Raw genomic sequence first — 20,455 nt, 5'->3', positions numbered from 1 at the left:
GACGCGTACTGAGCGTGGCATCGCGTGGAAGTGTCCTCGCCATGGCATTGCTTGAGGGCAGTATGTAACAATCATGTCGTAACAATAAGGGCCAAAAATCGTCGATATGACTAGTCCAAATCAACTTGGCCCGCCCTCATCCACGAGACACTCATGCCCGCACGAACGCCCGCCCTGGACATCCAGATAGATCGCCAGCGACCGCAGCCGATCTATCTGCAGATTTGTGAGCGTTTCAGGACGGCGATTGCCGCGGGGCATCTGCGTCCTGGAGATCGCGTGCCGGCACTTCGCAGCCTCTGCGCGCAGTTGAACACCGCTCGCGGCACCGTCGAACTGGCCTATACGATCCTTGTCGACGAGGGTTATCTGCAGATGCGCGGCGCGGCCGGCACGTTTGTTTCCCCGTCGCTGCCGCCGTCGATCATGCATTCGACTTACGGAACAGATCGCCAGACACCGCAAGGTGTGCCGCACACTGAAAGAGCGAACGTAGAAGGCGCCGACCCAGCGAAATCCTCAACCGCGTCACCGAGTCGACCGGCACTGCCCCACGTGGCCATCACTGTCGCCATGAGCGGCGAGCCACGACCGTTGCAGGCCGGGCAACCGGCGCTCGACGCGTTTCCCCGCAAGATATGGAGTCGACTGGTTTCGCTTCGTGTGCGCAGCGGCGATCGCGCGATGCTCTCCTGCCCGGATCCGATGGGCTACCGGCCGCTTCGAGAACGCATTGCCACCTATCTTGGTCTGTCTCGCGGTGTCACCTGTGTGCCCGAGCAAGTGTTCATAACCGGCGGCTACCGCGCGACGCTTGAACTCGTGTTGCGCAGTCTCGCGAAACCGAACGATCGCGTGTGGTTCGAAGAGCCCGGCTATCTGCTCGCGCGCGATTTTCTGTCCGAGTCCGGCATGCAGTTCGTCCCCGTGCCGGTCGACGATGAGGGGATCGACGTAGAGCGCGGCATACAACTGGACCCGGAAGCGCGCTTCGCCCTGGTCACGCCATCGCACCAGAGCCCGCTGGGTCACACCTTGTCGCTCGCAAGACGCCTGGCACTGCTGAATTGGGCCGAGAAAGCGTCTCGCTGGATCATCGAGGACGATTACGACAGCGAGTTCCGATATTCGGGCAGGCCATTGCCGGCGCTGAAGAGCCTCGATCGGCACGATCGCGTGATCTATTGCGGCACGCTCAGCAAGCTGATGTTCCCCGGCCTGCGGCTCGCTTACGCGGTCGTGCCGGAGCGTGCTGTGGAGCGCGTCGCGCGGGTGGCGTGCAGCATGAACACCGGTTCTCCAGCGCTATTGCAGGCGGCCGTGGCGGATTTCATGGCACAAGGCCATTTTGCGCGACATGTGAAGCGAATGCGCACGTTGTACGGACAGCGCCGCGTGTTGATCACGCAAGCGCTGGCACAGGCGTTCGGCGAGCGGCTGAGCCTCGATTTGCCACTCGGTGGTGTCCAGTTCGCGGTGAGATTCCCGGAAGGCCCGCACGGCCCGGTCGACGACGTTGCCGTTGCCGCCCGAGCCCGCGAGGCGGGACTTGCCGTGTTGCCCCTCTCGAGCTGGTATGCGAACGGGCATACACCGCGCACGCCGCGTGGCCTCGTACTTGGCTTCGCGAACGTCGCCGATGCCGGGGAAGCCGCCCGTCTCGCGCAAACGTTGCGCGCATGCCTGGACGACTGACTTGCTGAGCGACGGTTCGCCACAATGCCGACAAATCTCAGACACGCCCGCTACCCATGTGTCATGGTCGGCGTACGCGACGCAACACTGACGTTGTCGGCACGCCCGCATGGCTCACGCGACGCTTTCTTCCCGATAAGTTGCCGCGCCCGGACGATAACGTCGTCGGCGCGGCCAGCATCGACTGATACGTTGCCGCCAATGCCTCCTGCGCGCTGACCTGCTCGCGCAGCCTCGCCACGACCGCATCCTGCAGTGCCTTCGCGGCCCGCATCGCGTGCTGCGCCTCGGTCATCGCCGCAAGCGCGGTTTCGGCATCCTGCAGCTGACGCTGCACGTGCTTGCGCTCTTGCTGAAGCGACTTGATCGACTCGCGCGCGGCGTCCAGTTCGAGCATCAAGCGGCGCTCGTTCGCTTCGGCCCGCTCGCCAAGCCGGGTGCGCTCGGCATCCCAATGGGTGCGCTGCGCCGCGTGTTCCTCCTGAAGCGCCTGCGTACGCTCGCGCGCCACCGACAGCGCTTGCCGCGATGCCACCGCATCGGCTTGCGCCTCAATCAGCAGCGCCTCGGCGCGCCGCGCCTGCGCCTGCGCTTCCTCCCTCGCCTGGCGAGCATCCGCAGCCGCCGTCTCAGCAGCGGCAATGCGCTCGTGGAGCACGGCCCGCGCCTGTTCCAGCGCCTCGCGATCCGCTGCCAGCTCGGCTTCGCGGGCATCCAGCACCGCGCGCCGCGCCGCTTCGTCCTCCGCAAGAGCGACACGCCCCTCGTTCAACGCCAGCGCCCACAGATCGAGCGCGGCACGCGCCACCGATTCCGGCATCGTCACGCCATCCGGCAACCCGGGCGCGGCGGCCGTTGCGCCCTGCAAGCGCGCGCCAAGTCCGGCAAACCACGCATCCAGATAGGGACTCACGGTATTGGGCGACCCACGGCCCAACTGCTGACGAATGCGTTCAATGGTCGGACGCTGCCCCGCCATCAGCAACGCATCGGCCGCCATCCAGACGTCGTGCTCCGAAATGCCTCGCCCACCTTGCCGGGGCAGCGGCGTGGTCATGAGAGATGTCATGGTTTGGGACGTCGTCATCGTGGAACGCTCCTGAATATCGAAGGCATTGCTAAATAACCCACGATAATGGAAGATTATCGTAGGTTATTTGCCATATGAATTATATTAAATACATATTACATATGAAATCATATGTCCGGTGAAAAAATTACAGCGTCGAACCTATCGCCCGCCGAATCGGTGCCCAGCACAGTGATGGGAGGTGCGTCGGCCCTCGGCCTGCCCCCGCCGCGCAATCCAGCGACGCTCCATGACGACGCGCTCAACGCGGCACAATCGCTCGCCCGGGAAGGCGACTCGCAGAACACGCGTCAGAGCTATCAATCGGCCATGCGCTACTGGATGGGCTGGTATCGCCTGAGGTACGGGCAGGCGCTCGTCGCACCGCTGCCGGTCGCCGTGATCGTGCAGTTCGTGGTCGACCATGCGCTGCATCAAGGCAAGCAAGGTCTCAGGACCGAGATGCCCGACGCACTCGATGCCGCACTCGTCGCTCAAGGCCTCAAGGCCCGTGTGGGGCCACCGGCGCTCGCCACACTGTTCCACCGGTTGAGCGTCATCGCCAAGCTGCACACGTCGCACCACCTGCCGAACCCGTGCGCGGAACCGGCGGTGCGCGAACTGCTTGCCAAGACACGTCGTGCCTACGCAAAGCGTGGCGTTCGCACGGCAAAGAAAGAAGCACTCACGCGCGAGCCCTTGCGTGCGCTTCTGGCAACCTGCGACGACACCCTGCGCGGCAAGCGCGATCGCGCGCTATTGCTGTTCGCATGGGCGAGCGGCGGCCGCAGGCGCTCGGAAGTCGTACGGGCGACATGCGAGAACGTGCGGCGCAGCGGACCAGACCATTACGTCTACACGCTCGCTTGGTCGAAGACGAATCAACAGGGCGCAGACCTCCCTGAGAACGAAAAGCCGGTCACGGGTGCGGCGGCCGTGGCGCTCACGGATTGGCTGACGGCTGCGGACATCACGGAAGGGGCGATCTTTCGGCGCGTTCGACGCGGCGGACACGTGGGCGAACCGCTCTCCGAGGCCGCCGTGCGCGACATCGTGCGCGAGCGATGCGCACTCGCCGGTCTTGCGGGCGACTTCTCCGCCCACTCGCTGCGCGCCGGCTTCGTCACCGAGGCTGCGCTTCAGCAGGTGCCGCTGGCCGAAACCATGTCGATGACGGGACATACGAGCGTGGCGACCGTCATCGGCTACTTCAGGCGGGCCGATATGCAGCGCTCGCGCGCCGCCGATCTGATGGGCGCCGAGGAGACCCGCAAAACCCACAAAGGCCCCGACGAGCGTGCGGGCCCCGAAGCGTGACCCCGAAATGGCGAACCAATGCCCCCGCCGATGCCGCGAGTGGTCGACATAAAGATACATTTTAGTGATATCTTTTGTCGCACCGGGCGTATGCCATAGTGAATCGACTCCCTGCTGCGACGGGTCCGGTTTCCCCCTACCGAACACTCAAAGGTGCAGATCGTCATGTCAAGCTCCACTACCTCGCAATCCCGCCATCGCGCACTCATCGAACGACTCGGCCTGTCAACGCCGATTGTTCAGGCCCCGATGGCTGGCACGTCCACGCCCGCCCTCGCGGCGGCCGTCTCCAACGCGGGCGGGCTCGGCTCGATCGGTGTTGCCGCGATGAATGCCGACGCCGCGCGCAAGGCCATTCACGATACGCGCGCGCTGACCCGCAAGCCGTTCAACGTCAACGTGTTCTGCCACGCGCCCGCCAAGCTCGACGCGTCGCGCGACGCCGCCTGGCTGGCCTATCTCGCCCCGGAGTTCGCGCGTTTCGACGCCGCGCCGCCGACCACGCTCGGCGAGATCTACAAGACATTTGCGGCCGACGACGCCATGTTCGCCATGCTTCTGGAAGAACGACCGGCCATAGTCAGCTTCCATTTCGGACTGCCGTCGCAGGAGAGAATCGATGCACTGCACGCTGCGGGCATCGTGCTGTTCGCCTCGGCGACGAACCTGGCGGAAGCCAAGGCGATCGAGGCCGCGGGCGTCGACGTTATCGTGGCACAAGGGTACGAGGCAGGCGGTCACCGTGGCCGCTTCGAAGATCTTGGCGATCGCGTCCCAACCGATGACGAACAACTGGGCACGCTGGCGCTGGTGCGGCTGATCGTTACGCACACGTCGGTGCCGGTGATTGCCGCGGGCGGCATCATGGACGGCGCGGGCATCGCAGCGGTGCTCGCGCTCGGTGCGCAGGCCGCTCAACTCGGGACCGCCTTTGTCGCATGCCCCGAATCGTCGGCCGATGCGGCCTACCGCGAACGGTTGACCGGCGGCGCTGCGCCGCGAACCGCCTTGATTCGTGCAATTTCCGGGCGTCCGGCCCGCGGCTTCGTGAACCGCCTCTATGCGCTGGAGCAAGCAGCCGACCGCCCCGACCTGCCTGCCTATCCGGTGACGTATGACGCAGGCAAGGCGATCAACGCCGCCGCCAAGGCCAAGGGCAACAGCGATTACGCGGCCCAGTGGGCCGGTCAGGCGGCGCCGCTGGCTCGCGCCATGCCCGCCGCCGACCTCGTGGCCACGCTAAGGACCGAACTGCGCGAGACGTTCAACACGCTACGCGAGCTTTCCGCCACCTACTGAGCGAGGTACGCCGGCAAAGGTCAGTGACTGCCGCCGAGGTAGGCGGCGCGCACCTTGTCGTCGTTGCGCAGGTTTTCCGCCGGGCCGTGCACGGAAATCTGGCCGTTCTCCAGCACGTAGCCATAGTCGGCCACGGCCAACGCGGCCGCGGCGAACTGCTCCACGAGCAGCATCGTCACGCCCTCCGACTTCAGGTTGCTGATAATGCGGAAGACCTCGTCGACCAGGATCGGCGCCAGCCCCATCGACGGCTCGTCGAGCAATATGATGTCGGGGCGCAGCATCACCGCGCGGGCCATGGCGAGCATTTGCTGCTCGCCGCCCGACAGCGTGCCGGATAACTGATTGCGCCGCTCTTTCAGACGCGGGAACAGATCCATCGCGCGCTCCAGATCGGCCGCCACATCGCCGCGCGGGCGGCTCCCCGTCAGGCGCGGGAAGGCGCCCAGGCGCAGGTTGTCCATCACCGACATGGTCGAGAACACGCGTCGGCCTTCGGGGGAGTGCGCCAGGCCAAGCTTGGCGATGCGATGCGAGTCGAGTCCATCGATACGCTTGTCGCCGAGCGTGATTTCGCCCGCCATCGGCTTGATCATGCCGGACACGGCACGCATGGTCGTCGTCTTGCCCGCGCCGTTCGATCCGATGAGTGTGACGACCTGGCCGCTCGGCACATCGATGTCGATGCCGTGCAGCACCTGCACCTTGCCGTAGCCGGCTTGCAGATTACGAATGGAAAGCATAGTGGTTCCGTTTGTCCGTCGTGGCTGCGGCGCAGGGCATCGTCCCCGCCGTGCGCCGCATGCGCGAATGTCGTCAGTGCGCCGTCGATGCGCCGCCCAGATACGCTTCGATCACCTTCGGATCGGCCTGGATCTGCGCTGGCAGGCCCTCGGCGATTTTCTGTCCGAAGTCGAGCACGGAGACCGTCTGGCACGTGCTCATCACCACGTCCATGTGGTGCTCGATCAGGATGACCGTAATGCCGTGGTCGCGAATCTTGCGAATGATCGTGAGCAATTCACGAATGTCGGGGGCCGTCAGACCGGCGGCCGGCTCGTCAAGCAACAGCAGACGCGGATCGAGTGCCAGTGCGCGCGCGATTTCGAGCAGACGCTGCTTGCCGTATGGCAGGTTGCGCGCCTCCTCGTCAGCGAGCGACGCCAGCCCCACGAAGTCGAGCAGTCGCATCGCCCGCGCCCGTGCCGCCCCTTCCTCACGCTTGTAACGCGGCAGACGCAGCGATACATCGATCAGCGTCGCGCCGAACGTGTGATGCAAGCCAACGAGCACGTTTTCCAGTGCCGTCATTTCGCCGAACAACTGCACGTTCTGGAACGTACGGGCCACGCCCGAGAGCGCAATATCCGACGACGAACGCCCCGCGATCGACTGACCCGCGAACTCGATGCTGCCCGCCGTCGGCACGTAGATGCCCGTGAGCACGTTCATCATCGTGCTCTTGCCCGAGCCGTTCGGGCCGATCAACCCGTGAATCGTGCCGCGCTTCACACTCAGATCCACTTGATTGAGCGCTTTCAGACCGTCGAACTGCATGAGCAGCTGGCGCACGTTGAGCAGTTCCTCGGGACCGCCCGCCGCCGCTGTCAGGACCGGGTCGCGCTCGCCGTCGACCGACTCGTCGATTTGCGTGGCCGAGACGGTCAACGTGCGACGGCGATGCAGAATGCGCGAGCGCACGAAGCCGATGATGCCGTCCGGCAGGTAGTACACGACAAACAGAATCATCAGCCCGAAGATCGTGAGGCGCCAATCGGTGATGCTGTCGCGCCACCAGGTGACACCGGCCAAGGCCGCCGTCCCCACGATCGGCACCGCCGCCTTGGCGAGCGAGGTGCGCCCGCGGGCGATGGCGGTCACCGCCACGACGGCGGTCACCGCGGCGATGGCTGTCGCGACGATCCGGAAGGTGCCGATGTCGTCGAGCAATTGCGGCAACAAGACGACGATCGCCGCGCCTAGCAACGCGCCGCTGCGCGTCTTGCGCCCGCCCATGATGACGGCGAGCAGGAACAGGATCGTCAGCTCGAAGTTATACGTGTTCGGCGAGATGTACTGCTCCGAGTAGGCGTACAGACTGCCCGCCAGACCGGCGAAACCAGCGCTGATCACGAACGCATACACCTTGTAGCGATACACCGACACGCCCATGCAGTCCGACGCCACTGGTGAATCCCGCAACGCCTCGAAAGCGCGCCCGAGATGCGACTTGAGAATCCGGTGCGCCACAAGCATGCTCGCCAGCAGCAACGCGGCCACCAGCCAGTAGTACTCGGTCTCATCGATCGGATGCCCCCGACGAGTGGCTTCGTGAGCGTGATGCCCATGGGCCCGTCGGTCAGGAAATCCATCTCGTTGATGAGAATCTGGATGATGGTGCCGAATGCGAGCGTCACCATCGCCAGATACGGGCCGATCACCCGCAGCGCGGGCAAGGCGAGCACGGCGCCGAACGCGGCCGTAATCAGGATGGCGCCCGGAAGCGCCAGCCAGAGCGTGAGTCCGAGCTTGGTGAAGAACACCCCTGCCACGTAGGCGCCGATGCCGAACAGGCCCGCATGGCCCAGCGACACCTGCCCGGTGTAACCCACGACGATGTCCAGCCCGAACAGCAGGATCGCGTAGATCATGATCGTCTCGATCATGTGGATGTAATAAGGATTGCCGATGGCCATCGGAAAACCGAACAGCGCAACGATGCCCACGATGGCAGCCAGCTTCGTGGTCACGCGCAGGCCGCCGAGATCGCGGGCCCCGCGTGCGGTGGAGGTCTGAGCGGTCATGGTTACACCTTCTTGATGGCGGTCTTGCCGAACAGGCCCGCCGGCTTCACGGCCAGCACGAGCAGCAGCAGTACGAGACCCGGCACGTCTTTGTAGCCGGTCGATATGTAGAATGCGGTCGTCGTCTCGGCGATGCCGAGAATCACGCCACCCACGAGCATGCCCATCCCGCTCGAGAGCCCACCGATGATCGCCACGGCGAACGCCTTGAGCCCGAGCACCGCCCCCATCGTGGCGCCGGTAAGCGTCAGCGGGGCGACGAGCACGCCCGCGAAAGCGGCCGCCATGGACGACAGCGCATACGAGAAGGTGATGACCAGACTGGTGTTGATGCCCATGAGTCCGGCGGCGTCGCGGTCGTTGGACGTGGCCACCACCGCCTTGCCATAAATCGAGCGCCGGTTGAAGAACTCGACGGCGGCCATCATGAGCAGCGCGCCGACCACAACGAGCAGCTCCATCGGCAACACGTTTGCGCCGAACAGGTGGATGGGCGACTCGGGCAGCGGCGAAGGAAACTTGAGATCGTCGCGTCCCCAAACGTTTTCCGCGACATTACGAAAGATGATGCCCAACGCGATCGTCGACATGATCCAGCCGAACTCCGACTTGATCCGCAAGGCAGGCTTCACGCCGATGCGCTCGACCAGCGCCCCTTGCACGAGACCGAACAGGCAGACAATGGGGATCATCAGCCAGTAATTCAGACCCAGGGTATCGACCAGTGTCAGGCCAACCAGTGCGCCGAGCATCAGCGATTCGCCCTGGCCGAAGTTCAGCGTGCCGGACGTCGCGAACGTCAGTTGGTAACCGAAGGCGATCACGGCGTAGATCATCCCCAGCGCGATACCGCTGTAGATGAGTTGAATCAGGATGGTCATGCGGTCCTCTCTCGCGAGTGCGAGCCTACGAGCGATGCACGGGAGGTATTCGAAACGTGTGCCGCGCGCCGGTCCCGAGTGCCGGTGCATGGCCCGGTTGAACAGACGGCGCGCGCGCTGCCCCGGACACCCCATTGCCAGGGGCCCGGATCACAAGCAACGCGCGCCGTTGTTCATCCGTCATGGCTGCAACGCGCAACCGAAATGCAAGCGGGTGGGAGGGCGAGTTACTTCGCAGCCTTCTCGCGGACCTTGCTGCCCGCCTTCAGATCGCTGTCGTAGGCATACACGACACGGCCGCCCTTCACTTCACCCATCACCGGAATATTGGCGGTGATGGCGTCGTGATCGTCATGCGTGAACGGGTGATCGTAGGTCGTGACCACGCCGTCGACCGGCGCCTTCAGGTCTTCGAGCGCGGCGCGCACCTTCGGGCCGTCCGTGCTGCCGGCCTGCTTGATGGCTGCGGCCAGCAGGTAGACCGAGTCGTAGCCCTGCGCTGCCGACACCGCCGAGTCGATGCGGTTGTTCTTCGGCTTGAACATGGCCAGATACGCGTCGATGAAGGCCTTGCGCTTGGGCGTGTTGGGCTCCTGAACGAACGTTTGCGGCATACGGGCACCTTCGCCGTTCACACCCGAATTGTCGATGTAGTTCGACATCGCGAGCGTCCAGCTACCGACCATCGGCAGCTTCCAGCCGAGCTTGGCCATGCCGTTGGCGATCTGCGCCAGTTCCGGGCCAATACCGTACGTGAGGATGACGTCAGCGCCGGCCTGCTTGGCCTTGAGCAACTGAGCCGTCATATCGACGTCCTTGATGTTGAACTTCTCTTCAGCCACCGGCTTGATGCCCTTGGCGGCGAGCGCCTTTTCCAGATCCTCGCGTCCGAGCTGGCCGTAGTTGGTCGAGTCTGCGAGAATCGCCGGCTTCTTGAAGCCACGGCGCGTAATCGCCTCTTCCACGATCATCGGCGCCTGGATGCTGTCCTTGGCCGAGTTGCGGAAGACGTAGTTATCGGCGTACTTAGGCGGTTTGAATTGCTGGGTAATGATCGTGCCCGTCGCCACGTTGTTGAACACCGGAATCTTGGCATCCTGATAGAAACGCTGCGAGGCGAGCGCCACGCCCGTATTGATGAAGCCGACGGTCGCGACCACCTTTTCCTTGTTGATCAGTTCCTGCGCGACCTGTACGCCGCGCTCGTTCTTCGCTTCTTCGTCGCGCTCGACCAGCACGATCTGGCGGCCCAGCACGCCACCCGACTTGTTGATTTCCGACGCAGCGAGACGCACGCCGTCGCGCATGGAAACACCCATCGACGACGAGCCGCCGGTGAACGGGCCGGATACGCCAATCTTGATCGGATCGGCCGCCACAGCCATCGAGGCGGACAGGGCAAATGCCACGGCGCCAGCCATGACCTTGAATCGGAATTGCATAAGGGTCTCCTTCGGTGCGATGCGTTTCGATATGACGCTTTTCTGCTGCGATTTCCTGATGTCGCAGGCCCTGCCGTAGAATGCGCGACTCGCGAGTCGACTTCCCCCCCGCCGCATCCCCCCGATGTTGTAATTCGTGTCAGGGCGATACCGTACCGCACGCGTTGAACGACCAAGCTAGCGCGCCGATTATGTGTTCGCTGAGTTTTGCCCGCAAAGGCGGGAATACCCCTACGCTCGCGCGGGTATACGCGCTGCTATCGCCAATTGACGCGGGTTTCCAAGGGGTTTGATCGCACGCGCCACGGGCGGCGCGTGTCTTGATATCGGCACGGAGTGCCAAAGAGTTCGACTCGGAGGGCGGGTCGTAAGGCAGGTGTAAGGGATGGCGATTAGTCGCCCGGCGCAATCACTTCGCGCGCGCCGTTTCGCCCCATCGGACTGACGAGTCCAGCGGATTCCATCTGCTCGATGAGACGGGCGGCGCGGTTGTAGCCGATGCGCAATTGCCGCTGCACCGCGGAGATCGAGGCGCGACGGGAATTCAGCACGAATGCCGCCGCGTCGTCGTAGAGCGGATCGGCCTCGGCATCGCCCGACGACTCGCCGAACAGATCGGTGGAAGCGGCCTCGCTCGGATCGCCCGCGAGGATCGCTTCTTCGTAGTCCGGCTCGCCATACTGCTGCCAGTGCTGGACGACGCGATGCACCTCGTCGTCGGCAACGAACGCGCCATGCACGCGCTGCGGATACCCCGTGCCCGGCGGCAGGAACAGCATGTCGCCCTGCCCCAGCAACGATTCCGCGCCCATCTGGTCGAGAATCGTGCGCGAATCGATCTTCGACGACACCTGAAAGGCCACCCGCGTCGGAATATTCGCCTTGATGAGGCCGGTAATGACGTCAACTGAAGGTCGCTGCGTCGCGAGAATCAGGTGAATGCCGGCCGCGCGCGCTTTCTGCGCCAGCCGAGCGATCAGTTCTTCGATCTTCTTGCCCGCCACCATCATGAGATCCGCCAACTCGTCGATGACCACGACGATGAATGGCAGACGATCCAGCGGCTCCGGTGCGTCCGGGGTGAGCGAGAACGGGTTGCGCACCTTGTCGCCCGCCGCGCGCGCGGCATCGATCTTCTCGTTGTATCCGGCCAGATTGCGCACGCCGAGCGCGGACATCAGCCGGTAACGCTTTTCCATCTCGCCCACGCACCAGTTCAGGGCATGCGCCGCCAGTTTCATGTCGGTCACGACCGGGGCGAGCAAGTGCGGAATGCCGCCGTAGACGGATAGCTCCAGCATCTTCGGATCGATCATGATGAGGCGCACGTCGTCCGGGGTTGCCTTGTAGAGCAACGACAGGATCATCGCGTTGACGGCCACCGACTTGCCCGAGCCGGTCGTGCCCGCCACCAACAGGTGCGGTGCACGCGCCAGATCGGCTACGACAGGCTCCCCCGTGATGTCCTTGCCCATGGCGAGCGCAAGGTGCGAGCGATGGGTGTCGAACACGGGGGCGGCCAGGATTTCAGACAGCCGAATCATTTGCCGCTGCGCGTTGGGCAGTTCCAGCCCCATGCAGGTCTTGCCGGGAATCGTCTCGACCACGCGGATCGACGTCACACCCAGCGCTCGCGCCAGATCCCGCACGAGTCCGACGACCTGCGCCCCGCGCACCCCCACCGCCGGCTCGACTTCGAAACGCGTGATGACCGGGCCGGCCGACGCGCCTACCACCGTGACCGGCACCTTGAATTCGGCCAGACGCTGCTCGATCAACTGGCTCACGGCCGCGAGCGCTTCGTCCGAAACGATATTGGCGACATCCAGCGACGTCACTGGCGAGAGCAGATCGAGTGGCGGCAAGTCGTAATCGATGACGACGCGTGGCGGCGCAACTTCGTACGGGGTGTTCCCCGAGAAGCTGGCGGCGCGCGACTCAGCCGTTGTCGCCATGCCGAACGGCGATGACGCGGCGAACGCCGGAATGGCAGGCACGGCGGCCGCGGGCGACGGCATGGTTGGCGTCAATGACGAGATGGCTTCGTCTTGCGTCAACGGTGCGTAGGTGGGATGGCCGAGATGGGGAGACGCTTCAGCGCGCGCCCAGCTGCCGTCGGCACGCAAGACATAATGCGGCTTCGACGCGGACGCTTCGGCCTCCAGCGCGTCGGGTACGTCTACGGATGCAGCGTCCTCTGCCGGGTAGCCCGGTTCGTCGCGCGTGGCGTTGTGTGGCACATCGGAAGGTACATCGATCGGTACGTCGTTAGGTACATCGAAAGCCTCGACGCTGGCCAACACATCCGCAAAGACGAACGGACGATGTGGCGGCGAGAACGCATGGTCAGAAGGCGAAACGGGTGCGAACGGCGCTGCAGCGATCATGTCGACGCCCCCGGCGGCCGGTGGCGATGGGTCGGTCGCGGCCGACTGCGGCATGGCTTGCGCCATGGCGACAGGTTCGATGGCGTTCGTCGCGTCCGTGCTCAAGCGTTCCTCGTCCATCACGACGCTTTCCCGGCGATCGACGGTGGTCGCCGGACACACCGATGCCAACGCGGGCGCACCAGCGGCCTGCGCCGTGTCGGATGCTGTCCATTGACGTAAGTCGCGAAGCAACGCTTGTGCCTCGTCGCGCAGCACGGCCAAGGCCTGCACGCGCGCCTGTTCGGCGGCACGCGCGGCCGCTTGTTGGGCCAGCACCTCAGAGGTGGGCGCGGGCGGCAAGGCTTCGAAGGCGGGTGCGTCAACGTCCTTCGCCGACAAATCGACGGGCGAAAATGCGGAGATGGCGGCGCAAAGCGGTGAGGCAGCATCGGTCGCGGACCAGGACGCGGCCCCCTGCATTGCAGGCGCCGCCGGGCGAGGCGCGACAGCGCCCGACGCCGCAACGTTGGCCGACGTGTCGGAGATCGCCGGCGTCCCGGCATCCGCCGGAGACGACGCGACAGGCCGCGCCCCCCGTGGCGGCATTTCTTCAAGCCCGAGCTGCGGCTTGCGGAACGGGCTATGCACGATCGTGCCGCGCAGATGGGCGGGCGCGACGCCCACGGGGCGGCGATATCCCGTCGCCCCCGGAATCGGCGTCGAATTCAGTGGATCGGCGGGCGTAGGCGGCTTCGCGGGCATGGCTGCCTTGGTTGCCGTGAGCGGCGCAGCAACGCTTGAGGGAGCGGTCGACGCAACGGATGTCGCGGTTCTGACCGACGCCGCAGACACGGGAGCCCCGCTCGCCCTCGCGGTCGCTGCGGCGGCGACGGTGGCAGCAACGGCGGTCCCTGCACGTCCCACCGAGGCACCCTTGCCTGTCGGACGAAGTCGCGCGCCATTCGCGAACGACGGCTCGGTGCGCGGCGCACCCCGTACCCTCAACGGCGGCGGTCGCATGGCGTCGAGCCGCGCGCGCTCCTCGTCGGACAACTTCCAGCGCGGCTGTGCCGCCAGACCACGGCGGCGCGGCACCGAATCTTCCCTCAGGCTGCCGACATCGTGATGCCCTTGTCCGAGCGTGGGCGTAAATCGCTCACCACGCTCACTCGTGTCAAACGACATGTGCGAGAGACCCCGCGCCGGCTCGCGGGCGGCCCCATCGAAACGTGATTCGTAGGCGGGCGCCTCGGTATCGTCGTCGGACGATTTGCCGCGCGCGAACATGCCCCACCAAGTGGTGCCGAAGACCAGCGGAAGGGAAAAGAGCAGGACGAAGCTCGCCACGCCCATCGCGAGCGTACCGCCCAACGCGACGTGCAAGCCGTGAGACAGGGATTGGCCGACGCTGCCACCCGCGCTGTTGCCCTCCCCGCCCGTCAGCGCGGCGAGCGTGGCACTCGATCCGATCGCGAGCGGTATGCCGAGCAGCATGCGCAGCGTGCCGGGGCCGAAGATTCGTATCTCACCGCCAAGCAGACCCCGCACGCCAGGCCAGCACAACGCCAGCAACCAAAACGTCGACAGTCCGAACCAGCCAAACCCCATAATCGCTCGTGCTTCAGGAAAACCCGGAGTGCGATTGTAGCAGGTAGACCACCGTGCGGAGGCCCTCTCGGCAAGGACTTTCGCGCATCGGCTGGCGTGGGCGCCGCGCGTGTCAGACGTTACGGCCGACCGTGCGTGCCGGTCGAGCGCCAAGTCGGCATGCTGCCGAGACCGGCGCTCTCGCCGCCGGCGTCCGGCACGACCAGACTCAGGTTCCGGCGACGCAGCGCGCGCCAGTCGACTTTGGCGAAGATGTCGTCCCCCAGCGCGCTCGCGTGCGACAGGTTCTCGACGCGCACACCGCGTGCGCGCAAGACCGCCGCCGCGTGGCGGAACGACGGTTCGATCAGGCTGGAGAACTCCACATCCAACCGCGTCGGCGCACGCGTTTGCAGGGTCTCGTAGAACCGTGGCGTCTGCGCGGCGTCGCGCAAGTCGACCCCATGCAGATACAACTCGGTGAAGCCCAGCCACGTCGCCACCTGGAGTGCAAAATACGCCACGGTGCCACCGTGGAAGAAGCCCTGGTCGAGATCGAAGCTGTACCCGAGGCGGCCCTGCTCGCCCTGGAACGCCGCGCTTGCCGCGACCTGCGGATTTGCACGCAGGGCTTCGGGGGTCCTGGCCGCCTCCATCCCGCGCTTGAAAATATCGTCGACAAGATAGAAGCGGCACCCGAACGCCGACGCCGGGAATGTGTCCAGCAGACGGGCGAGCACGACGGGCGTGACAAACAACACCAGATCGCGCGCCACGACGCGGCGCGCCAGGTCCGGACGCTGACGTACGAAACCGGCGTCGAGAATGCAGTAAAAATTGAATTTGACCGGCGCGTGGTCGGTCAGCGCGATGGCCCCATTCACGCCCATGACGTGATGCATCGGCAGCGCTGCGTAATCGATATCGGCCACCGACGGTCCGCTGGCGATGATGTGGCACGGCAAGCGGCGCAGGCGCTGCAATTCGGCGCGCCGAACGAGTGGTACCCGGCGCGAGCGCCACGTAAAGCGCTCGATGGCTCCCATGGCGTCGCGCTCGATGCGCGCGTGCGGCCAGAGGCGTTCGTTGTGCCGCCACTTCGCCGTATGGCTGTAGCGGTAGACGAGTTTGAGAAGCGTCGAAATCATTGTCGTTGTTTTGGCTAGGTCCTACGGTTGCGCCGCGCGCATCTCGTGAATGTGCGCGGTCCTAACCCCGTTGCATATCGCGTGCCTGTCATGTGCCGAACGCCGATGCGCCGCATTGCAGTCCGCGACATGCCCCACCCACGGATACGGTTCACCGGCGCATGGAGGATGCGCTCCACCACGTCGATGCGTTGATTCTGCCACCCGGTCTTTGCCGGAGACAAGATTTATTCCAATTGGAATTCTTACTTCGGGTTACGTTTTGATGACGCCCCGAAAAAAATGACTTGACGCGGAAACGCCCGATTCATGGGGGTTTCCGGCATATTGGGCACTGCGGATCGAGTGCCGGGCGGAAATCGCGCGGGCAATACAGTATTGCGAAAAATACAGATAATTCGCACGACAAATCGGCAACTGATGCGACTTTTGTCGGCCAACGGACGCTCCTCGCCGACGGGTTGTCGAAGCGTCGCGTCGGGAGAATCGAATCAGTGCAATGCCGAGTTGCTGCGATGACGCGGGTAGTACGCATCCCCCAACTCGAGCAGCAATGACGCCAGTTGCGGATCGCGAACGAAACTGACGGCCGAGTCGGCAGCCAGGATAGCCTCGGGCGTTTGCGGGCGCGCAATCAGAAAGCCTTGCACATAGTCGACCCCCAGTTCCGACAAGGCTTCGAGCGTGGCGGTGTCTTCCACCCACTCCGCCACACTGCGAATCCCGAGATTCTTCGCCAGCGCCACAATCGCCTCGACAATCGCCAGATTGGCCGGATGCGCCGCCATGCTTTTCACGAACGCGCCGTCGATCTTGATGGCGTCGACCGCCAGATCCTTCAGGTATGAGAAAGAACTGAAGCCCGCACCGAAGTCGTCGAGCGCGATGCGCCCGCCCAGTTGGTGAATCCGATCGACAAAGCGACGCGTATTGTCGAGATCGTGCAGTGCCACGGTTTCCGTGATCTCGATGCACAGCAACCCGACGGCACGCTCATGGGCCGCCAGCGTGGTGAAGATGTCCCGAATGAAATGTTCGTCGTTGAGCGACGCCCCGACAGATTGACGCACACAAACCGTGTTTTTGCGAGACGGTCGCGGTTCAGGTCGATCCAGGCGAGCGTATTCGTCAGTACCCATTTATCGATCATGCCGATGCTGCCGTTCTCCTCGGCCGCGCTGATGACGCGCGAGGCCGGTACGATATTGCCGTCGGAATCGCGCATGCGCAGCAACACCTCGAAGTTGAGCGACTCGCCGGGCGACGCCATCTCCATGATCGGCTGCATCTCGAGAAACAGGGTGTTGGGCGTGAGTCCCGCGTCGAGCGCATCGATCAACCGCAATTCGGCGAGGCGCTCACGAAATGCCGCCGCCCCGCGCTCATAGACCACCAACTCTCGGCGACTCTTCTTGGCCTCGCGACAGGCGCGGTCGGCCGACGAAATCGCGTCGGGCACCCGCATATCGGTCGTCAGCTCGATGACCCCGGCCGACGCGCGCACCTGAAACGCGCGCTCCCCGATCTGATAAGGCTCGCCGCAAATCGCGTCGACCAGACGGCGCGCCACGGCGGCCGCCTCCTTGATGGTCGCATCGCGAAACACCACGATGAACTCGTCGCCGCCAGTGCGCCCCACGCTCTGATCCGTCGACAGGCGTGCTCGCATCCGGTCGCATGCCTGGCGCAGCACCTCATCGCCCGCCGCATGACCGAAGAGATCGTTGACTAGCTTGAACCGATCCAGATCCAGATACGCCAATGCCGCCGGCCGGGCGTCGGATAAGGTACGGATCGCCTCGGCCAGCGCCTTTTCGATGCCGCGCCGGTTAGAGACGCCGGTGAGCGGGTCGTTCTCCGCCAGATAGCGCAATTGCTCCATCGTGCGAGCCCGTTCGGTGATGTCCTGCAACGAGCCTTCGATTCGTCCTGCGGAGAAAATAGCCTTGACGAGATAGCGGCTGGTGCGGCCGTCGTCGCGGGGCAGGGAGAGAATTTCGAGTTCCGAGTCCTCGCTGTGCTGCGCAACGTCGAGCAGCATGCGCCAAGTGCTCTGGCCGAAGTACTGGTCCCAGCGGAACGTTCGCCCTTCGGTATTGGGAATGCCCAGCATGGTGTGCAACGCCGCGTTGCCACGGACGAAAATACCCTGATCGTCGAGGGTGAACAGACCGACAGGCGTCACATCGTAGGCGTTGCGCAGTTCGGTCTGGGCTTCGAGCTTGCCCTGGTGCTCGGCCCGCATCTGCTCGGCAATGGCCAGCGCCGCCATGAGGCTCGAGAACAGCGCCGCGGTCACGCTGTTGAACGCCGTCGCCAACGCGCGCGCATTGAACGCGGCGGCGATCACTTCGGAAAACGTGGCAAACAGGACGATGGATAGCGACGCGCTGTACCACATCGCGACCCGCGAGCGCGTCAGCACGAGAATGCGGGTCAGCAGCATCAGGACGATGGCGATGCCCAGGGCGGCCACCACCCACAGCACGGGGATGAAATGCGCATACGGCAATGCGATGGCCGCGCAGCAGAGCACCACGCCGGCCCATTGCAGCACCATCACCATCCACCGCCAGCCAATGCGGCGCAACTCCCGCTTGAAGAGCTGCGTGAACAGTGAATATGTCAGCACGTAGTAGATGGCGAATGTCGCCTTGCGCACCAGGGCGTCAAGGTCGGTCGGAATGGCGCGTTCCAGCCACTGCGTGTCGGCCCCGAGCGAGTTCGCCGCGAGCCGCAAGTTGCCGATCAGCCACGCCGCGAACAGGACGTAGAGCCATTCCTTGTTGATGATGGCGGTGACGAGCACGAATGCCGAAAGCGTCAACAGCCCGCCTTCGAGCAAGCCGTTGCTGCGATGGAACTCCCTTTCGGAGACATTCAGTTCGGACGCCGGCCAGGCTACCAGCGTGAGATGCGCCGGCCCGGAGAATGTGCCCTCGCAGAGGAGGGTCACCGGCGCGACGAGTTGCCCGAGATCGATCGCAAAGCCCGCTTTCGACATTCGGATCGCCCCGCGCACGGCGGTGCGGTCCGCGCGTCCGATGGCCGGGGCGTCGGGGTTGCGCCAGCAGATCAGCGTTTGCGCATGGCGCGAGGGAAATTCGATGACCGTATGTTGGGCGGCGCCCACGGGCGGCACGGTGACCCGGAACCACACCGGGGCCTCCGACAGATGCGTGCTGAACTGCCGAACGGCGGGCGCGCGTTCAAGGACGCCCTGCACCATCGGCGGGCCGAACGTCGCGGGTACATCGCCTTTCGCCTGAAAGGTCAACGATGTTTCACCCCGCACGGCGTACTGGCTCTCCTGGAACATCAGCACCAGACCGGAGAGCAGCATGATGGCAGCGGGCACGGCGTACAGCGAAATCGTGCGAAAAAGCTCGTCGAGCCGCGCGCTCACGCGCCAACGGCGCCGCGAACCGGAGAGTTCCGCCAACTCGTCAGAGAAATCGGTCGAATTGCGGCTGTAATCGTCACGCTCGTTGCCGAGTTCCCCCGCCATAGAAATCTTAAGCCCTTATCTTGTTGGTCGCCCCCGCGATCTTCGCCGGGCAAGGCGTACCCCTCGGCACGCCCTGCCGGCCGGGCCGGTCCTGGCCCGTGCGACCCCGATGCAGGCCGACACGGGCAGGTCTCTTTTGCCCGTCTTGCGCGTTATCGCCATCGCCGAAAAAACCGAATGTGGCAGGCGACGGGATAACGTTAGTTCGAATAACGGCATTACACCGACAAGCTGAAGCCTGATGCATCGCATCGTACCGCGTCGCCAGCAAAAGATAAATCCCGCAAATGCGCGCCAACACTGGCTTCGCCCGATGACGCCCGGACAACGTCCTGCATTCCCGGCACCCCCAGCCGCAGGTCGGGATGATGGGTGAGGCACATATAGGCGAACAAAGGATGCGCCGCCGCCTGCCAACGCGTGCGCGCCTGCGCCACGTCCAGCGCCAGCACGCGGTGTCCGATGCCGCCGACGTGCGCCATCGGGATCAGGGCTTGCGACGGGAACACGTCGATAAACATCAGGGCTTCATACTGCCGATGCAGCGGCGGACGCGCCGTAATCACCATCCAGTCGACACCGCACAGCAGGCAATACTGATAGAAGGCCTTGAACAGCGCCGTCTTGACGACACGTCCGGCCGGCCCGGCCACCACGCCCAGACGCGTCGCCTCGGCCAACGCGGCGCTGTCCAGCCACTGGGGCAACGGCGCCGAGTCCTCGAGATGCAACGGCTGGTAACGGTTGGTCTGGATACGCATGGTGCCAAGGACCGCGCCGTCGAGCCGAGCGCGCGCCACGAGCACGATGGCCCCCGGCTCGCGGTCGCTGGGCTCCGGCTCGCTCAACGTGGCGGCCAGATCGGGAAGGTGGCGGCCGTAGGCGGCCTGACGCATGGCGACGGCGTCGCGCAACGCTGCGTCGTCGCTCGCGATGGTGACGATGAAGGGCAGACGCTCTTCTCGCATCGCATCGAGATCGGCCGCCGGGGCGCGCACCGCAGCCGGCAACGACGTGGGACGGCGCTGGCCGGACGACAGGTCGGCCGGGGTGATGGACAGGACATCCGAGGCTTGGGCGAGGTCAAACATGATTGATACTCCTTAAGGTCAATAGAGGATGAGTGCCATGCACGGGCGTGCTCGCCGATACATCGCACATATCCTTTCTTGATCCGCCAAGGCGAAGTGTCAAGTGCTTATTTTTCTTGGCTTTTTCAGATTTTCACGGGCGGCGCAACAGCGTCTGTCCGGGGATCGTGCCCACCGCCCGCGAACCCGCGTCACACCGGGCGAAACCGGCCGACCGCATTTCGGTGCCTTCTGCCGTCCGGTAT

Annotated in this window: 10 protein-coding genes and 2 pseudogenes; 3 read left to right on the top strand and 9 right to left on the bottom strand. The window is 64.7% G+C overall.

The window, feature by feature from the left end:
• The first annotated feature begins 153 nt into the window (after nucleotides 1-153).
• Entirely contained in the window at nucleotides 154-1,695 is a 1,542-nt protein-coding gene (locus DRB87_RS10690) for a PLP-dependent aminotransferase family protein (protein ID WP_130025884.1), read from the top strand.
• 61 nt (nucleotides 1,696-1,756) lie between these two features.
• Here DRB87_RS10690 and DRB87_RS10685 read toward each other — a convergent pair whose 3' ends face one another.
• Entirely contained in the window at nucleotides 1,757-2,782 is a 1,026-nt protein-coding gene (locus DRB87_RS10685; protein ID WP_130025883.1) for a DNA-binding protein, read from the bottom strand.
• A gap of 177 nt (nucleotides 2,783-2,959) precedes the next feature.
• On the opposite strand from DRB87_RS10685, the gene DRB87_RS10680 reads away from it, so the two are divergent.
• Together DRB87_RS10680 and DRB87_RS10675 are read left to right on the top strand one after the other, a co-directional pair.
• Nucleotides 2,960-4,081: a site-specific integrase gene (locus tag DRB87_RS10680; RefSeq protein WP_130027822.1), complete on the top strand. Its 1,122-nt coding sequence runs from the start codon at nucleotides 2,960-2,962 to the stop codon at nucleotides 4,079-4,081.
• A gap of 165 nt (nucleotides 4,082-4,246) precedes the next feature.
• The gene (locus DRB87_RS10675) at nucleotides 4,247-5,380 is read left to right on the top strand and encodes a nitronate monooxygenase family protein (protein ID WP_165385279.1); all 1,134 of its coding nucleotides are present in this window, start codon (nucleotides 4,247-4,249) and stop codon (nucleotides 5,378-5,380) included.
• A gap of 20 nt (nucleotides 5,381-5,400) precedes the next feature.
• Here the strand turns inward: DRB87_RS10675 and DRB87_RS10670 are convergent, their stop codons facing one another.
• From DRB87_RS10670 to DRB87_RS10635, 8 genes and pseudogenes are all read right to left on the bottom strand, one after another.
• Entirely contained in the window at nucleotides 5,401-6,123 is a 723-nt protein-coding gene (locus DRB87_RS10670; RefSeq protein ID WP_130025881.1) for an ABC transporter ATP-binding protein, read from the bottom strand.
• 73 nt (nucleotides 6,124-6,196) lie between these two features.
• Nucleotides 6,197-8,076, bottom strand: a pseudogene (locus DRB87_RS10665) (ATP-binding cassette domain-containing protein).
• 110 nt (nucleotides 8,077-8,186) lie between these two features.
• A complete protein-coding gene (locus DRB87_RS10660; protein WP_017234336.1) occupies nucleotides 8,187-9,065 on the bottom strand; it encodes a branched-chain amino acid ABC transporter permease in 879 nt (292 codons plus the stop codon).
• 227 nt (nucleotides 9,066-9,292) lie between these two features.
• The gene (locus DRB87_RS10655; RefSeq protein WP_130025880.1) at nucleotides 9,293-10,507 is read right to left on the bottom strand and encodes an ABC transporter substrate-binding protein; all 1,215 of its coding nucleotides are present in this window, start codon (nucleotides 10,505-10,507) and stop codon (nucleotides 9,293-9,295) included.
• A gap of 392 nt (nucleotides 10,508-10,899) precedes the next feature.
• On the bottom strand, nucleotides 10,900-14,484 hold the full coding sequence (locus tag DRB87_RS10650) for a DNA translocase FtsK (protein ID WP_130025879.1): 3,585 nt from the start codon (nucleotides 14,482-14,484) through the stop codon (nucleotides 10,900-10,902).
• 119 nt (nucleotides 14,485-14,603) lie between these two features.
• Nucleotides 14,604-15,611, bottom strand: a complete 1,008-nt coding sequence (locus tag DRB87_RS10645) for a hypothetical protein (protein WP_130025878.1) — start codon at nucleotides 15,609-15,611, stop codon at nucleotides 14,604-14,606.
• Between the two features lie 491 nt (nucleotides 15,612-16,102).
• Nucleotides 16,103-17,493 (bottom strand): annotated as a pseudogene (locus DRB87_RS23505) (putative bifunctional diguanylate cyclase/phosphodiesterase).
• 1,844 nt (nucleotides 17,494-19,337) lie between these two features.
• Nucleotides 19,338-20,210, bottom strand: coding sequence for a hypothetical protein (locus DRB87_RS10635; protein WP_130025877.1), 873 nt, complete (start codon nucleotides 20,208-20,210; stop codon nucleotides 19,338-19,340).
• Nucleotides 20,211-20,455: the final 245 nt, after the last annotated feature.

It is taken from the genome of Pandoraea sp. XY-2 (genome assembly GCF_004193915.1).
GTDB classification, from domain to species: Bacteria; Pseudomonadota; Gammaproteobacteria; order Burkholderiales; family Burkholderiaceae; genus Pandoraea; species Pandoraea cepalis.
Note: the sequence above shows the minus strand (reverse complement) of the source record. Positions and strands in the feature narration are given on the sequence as shown.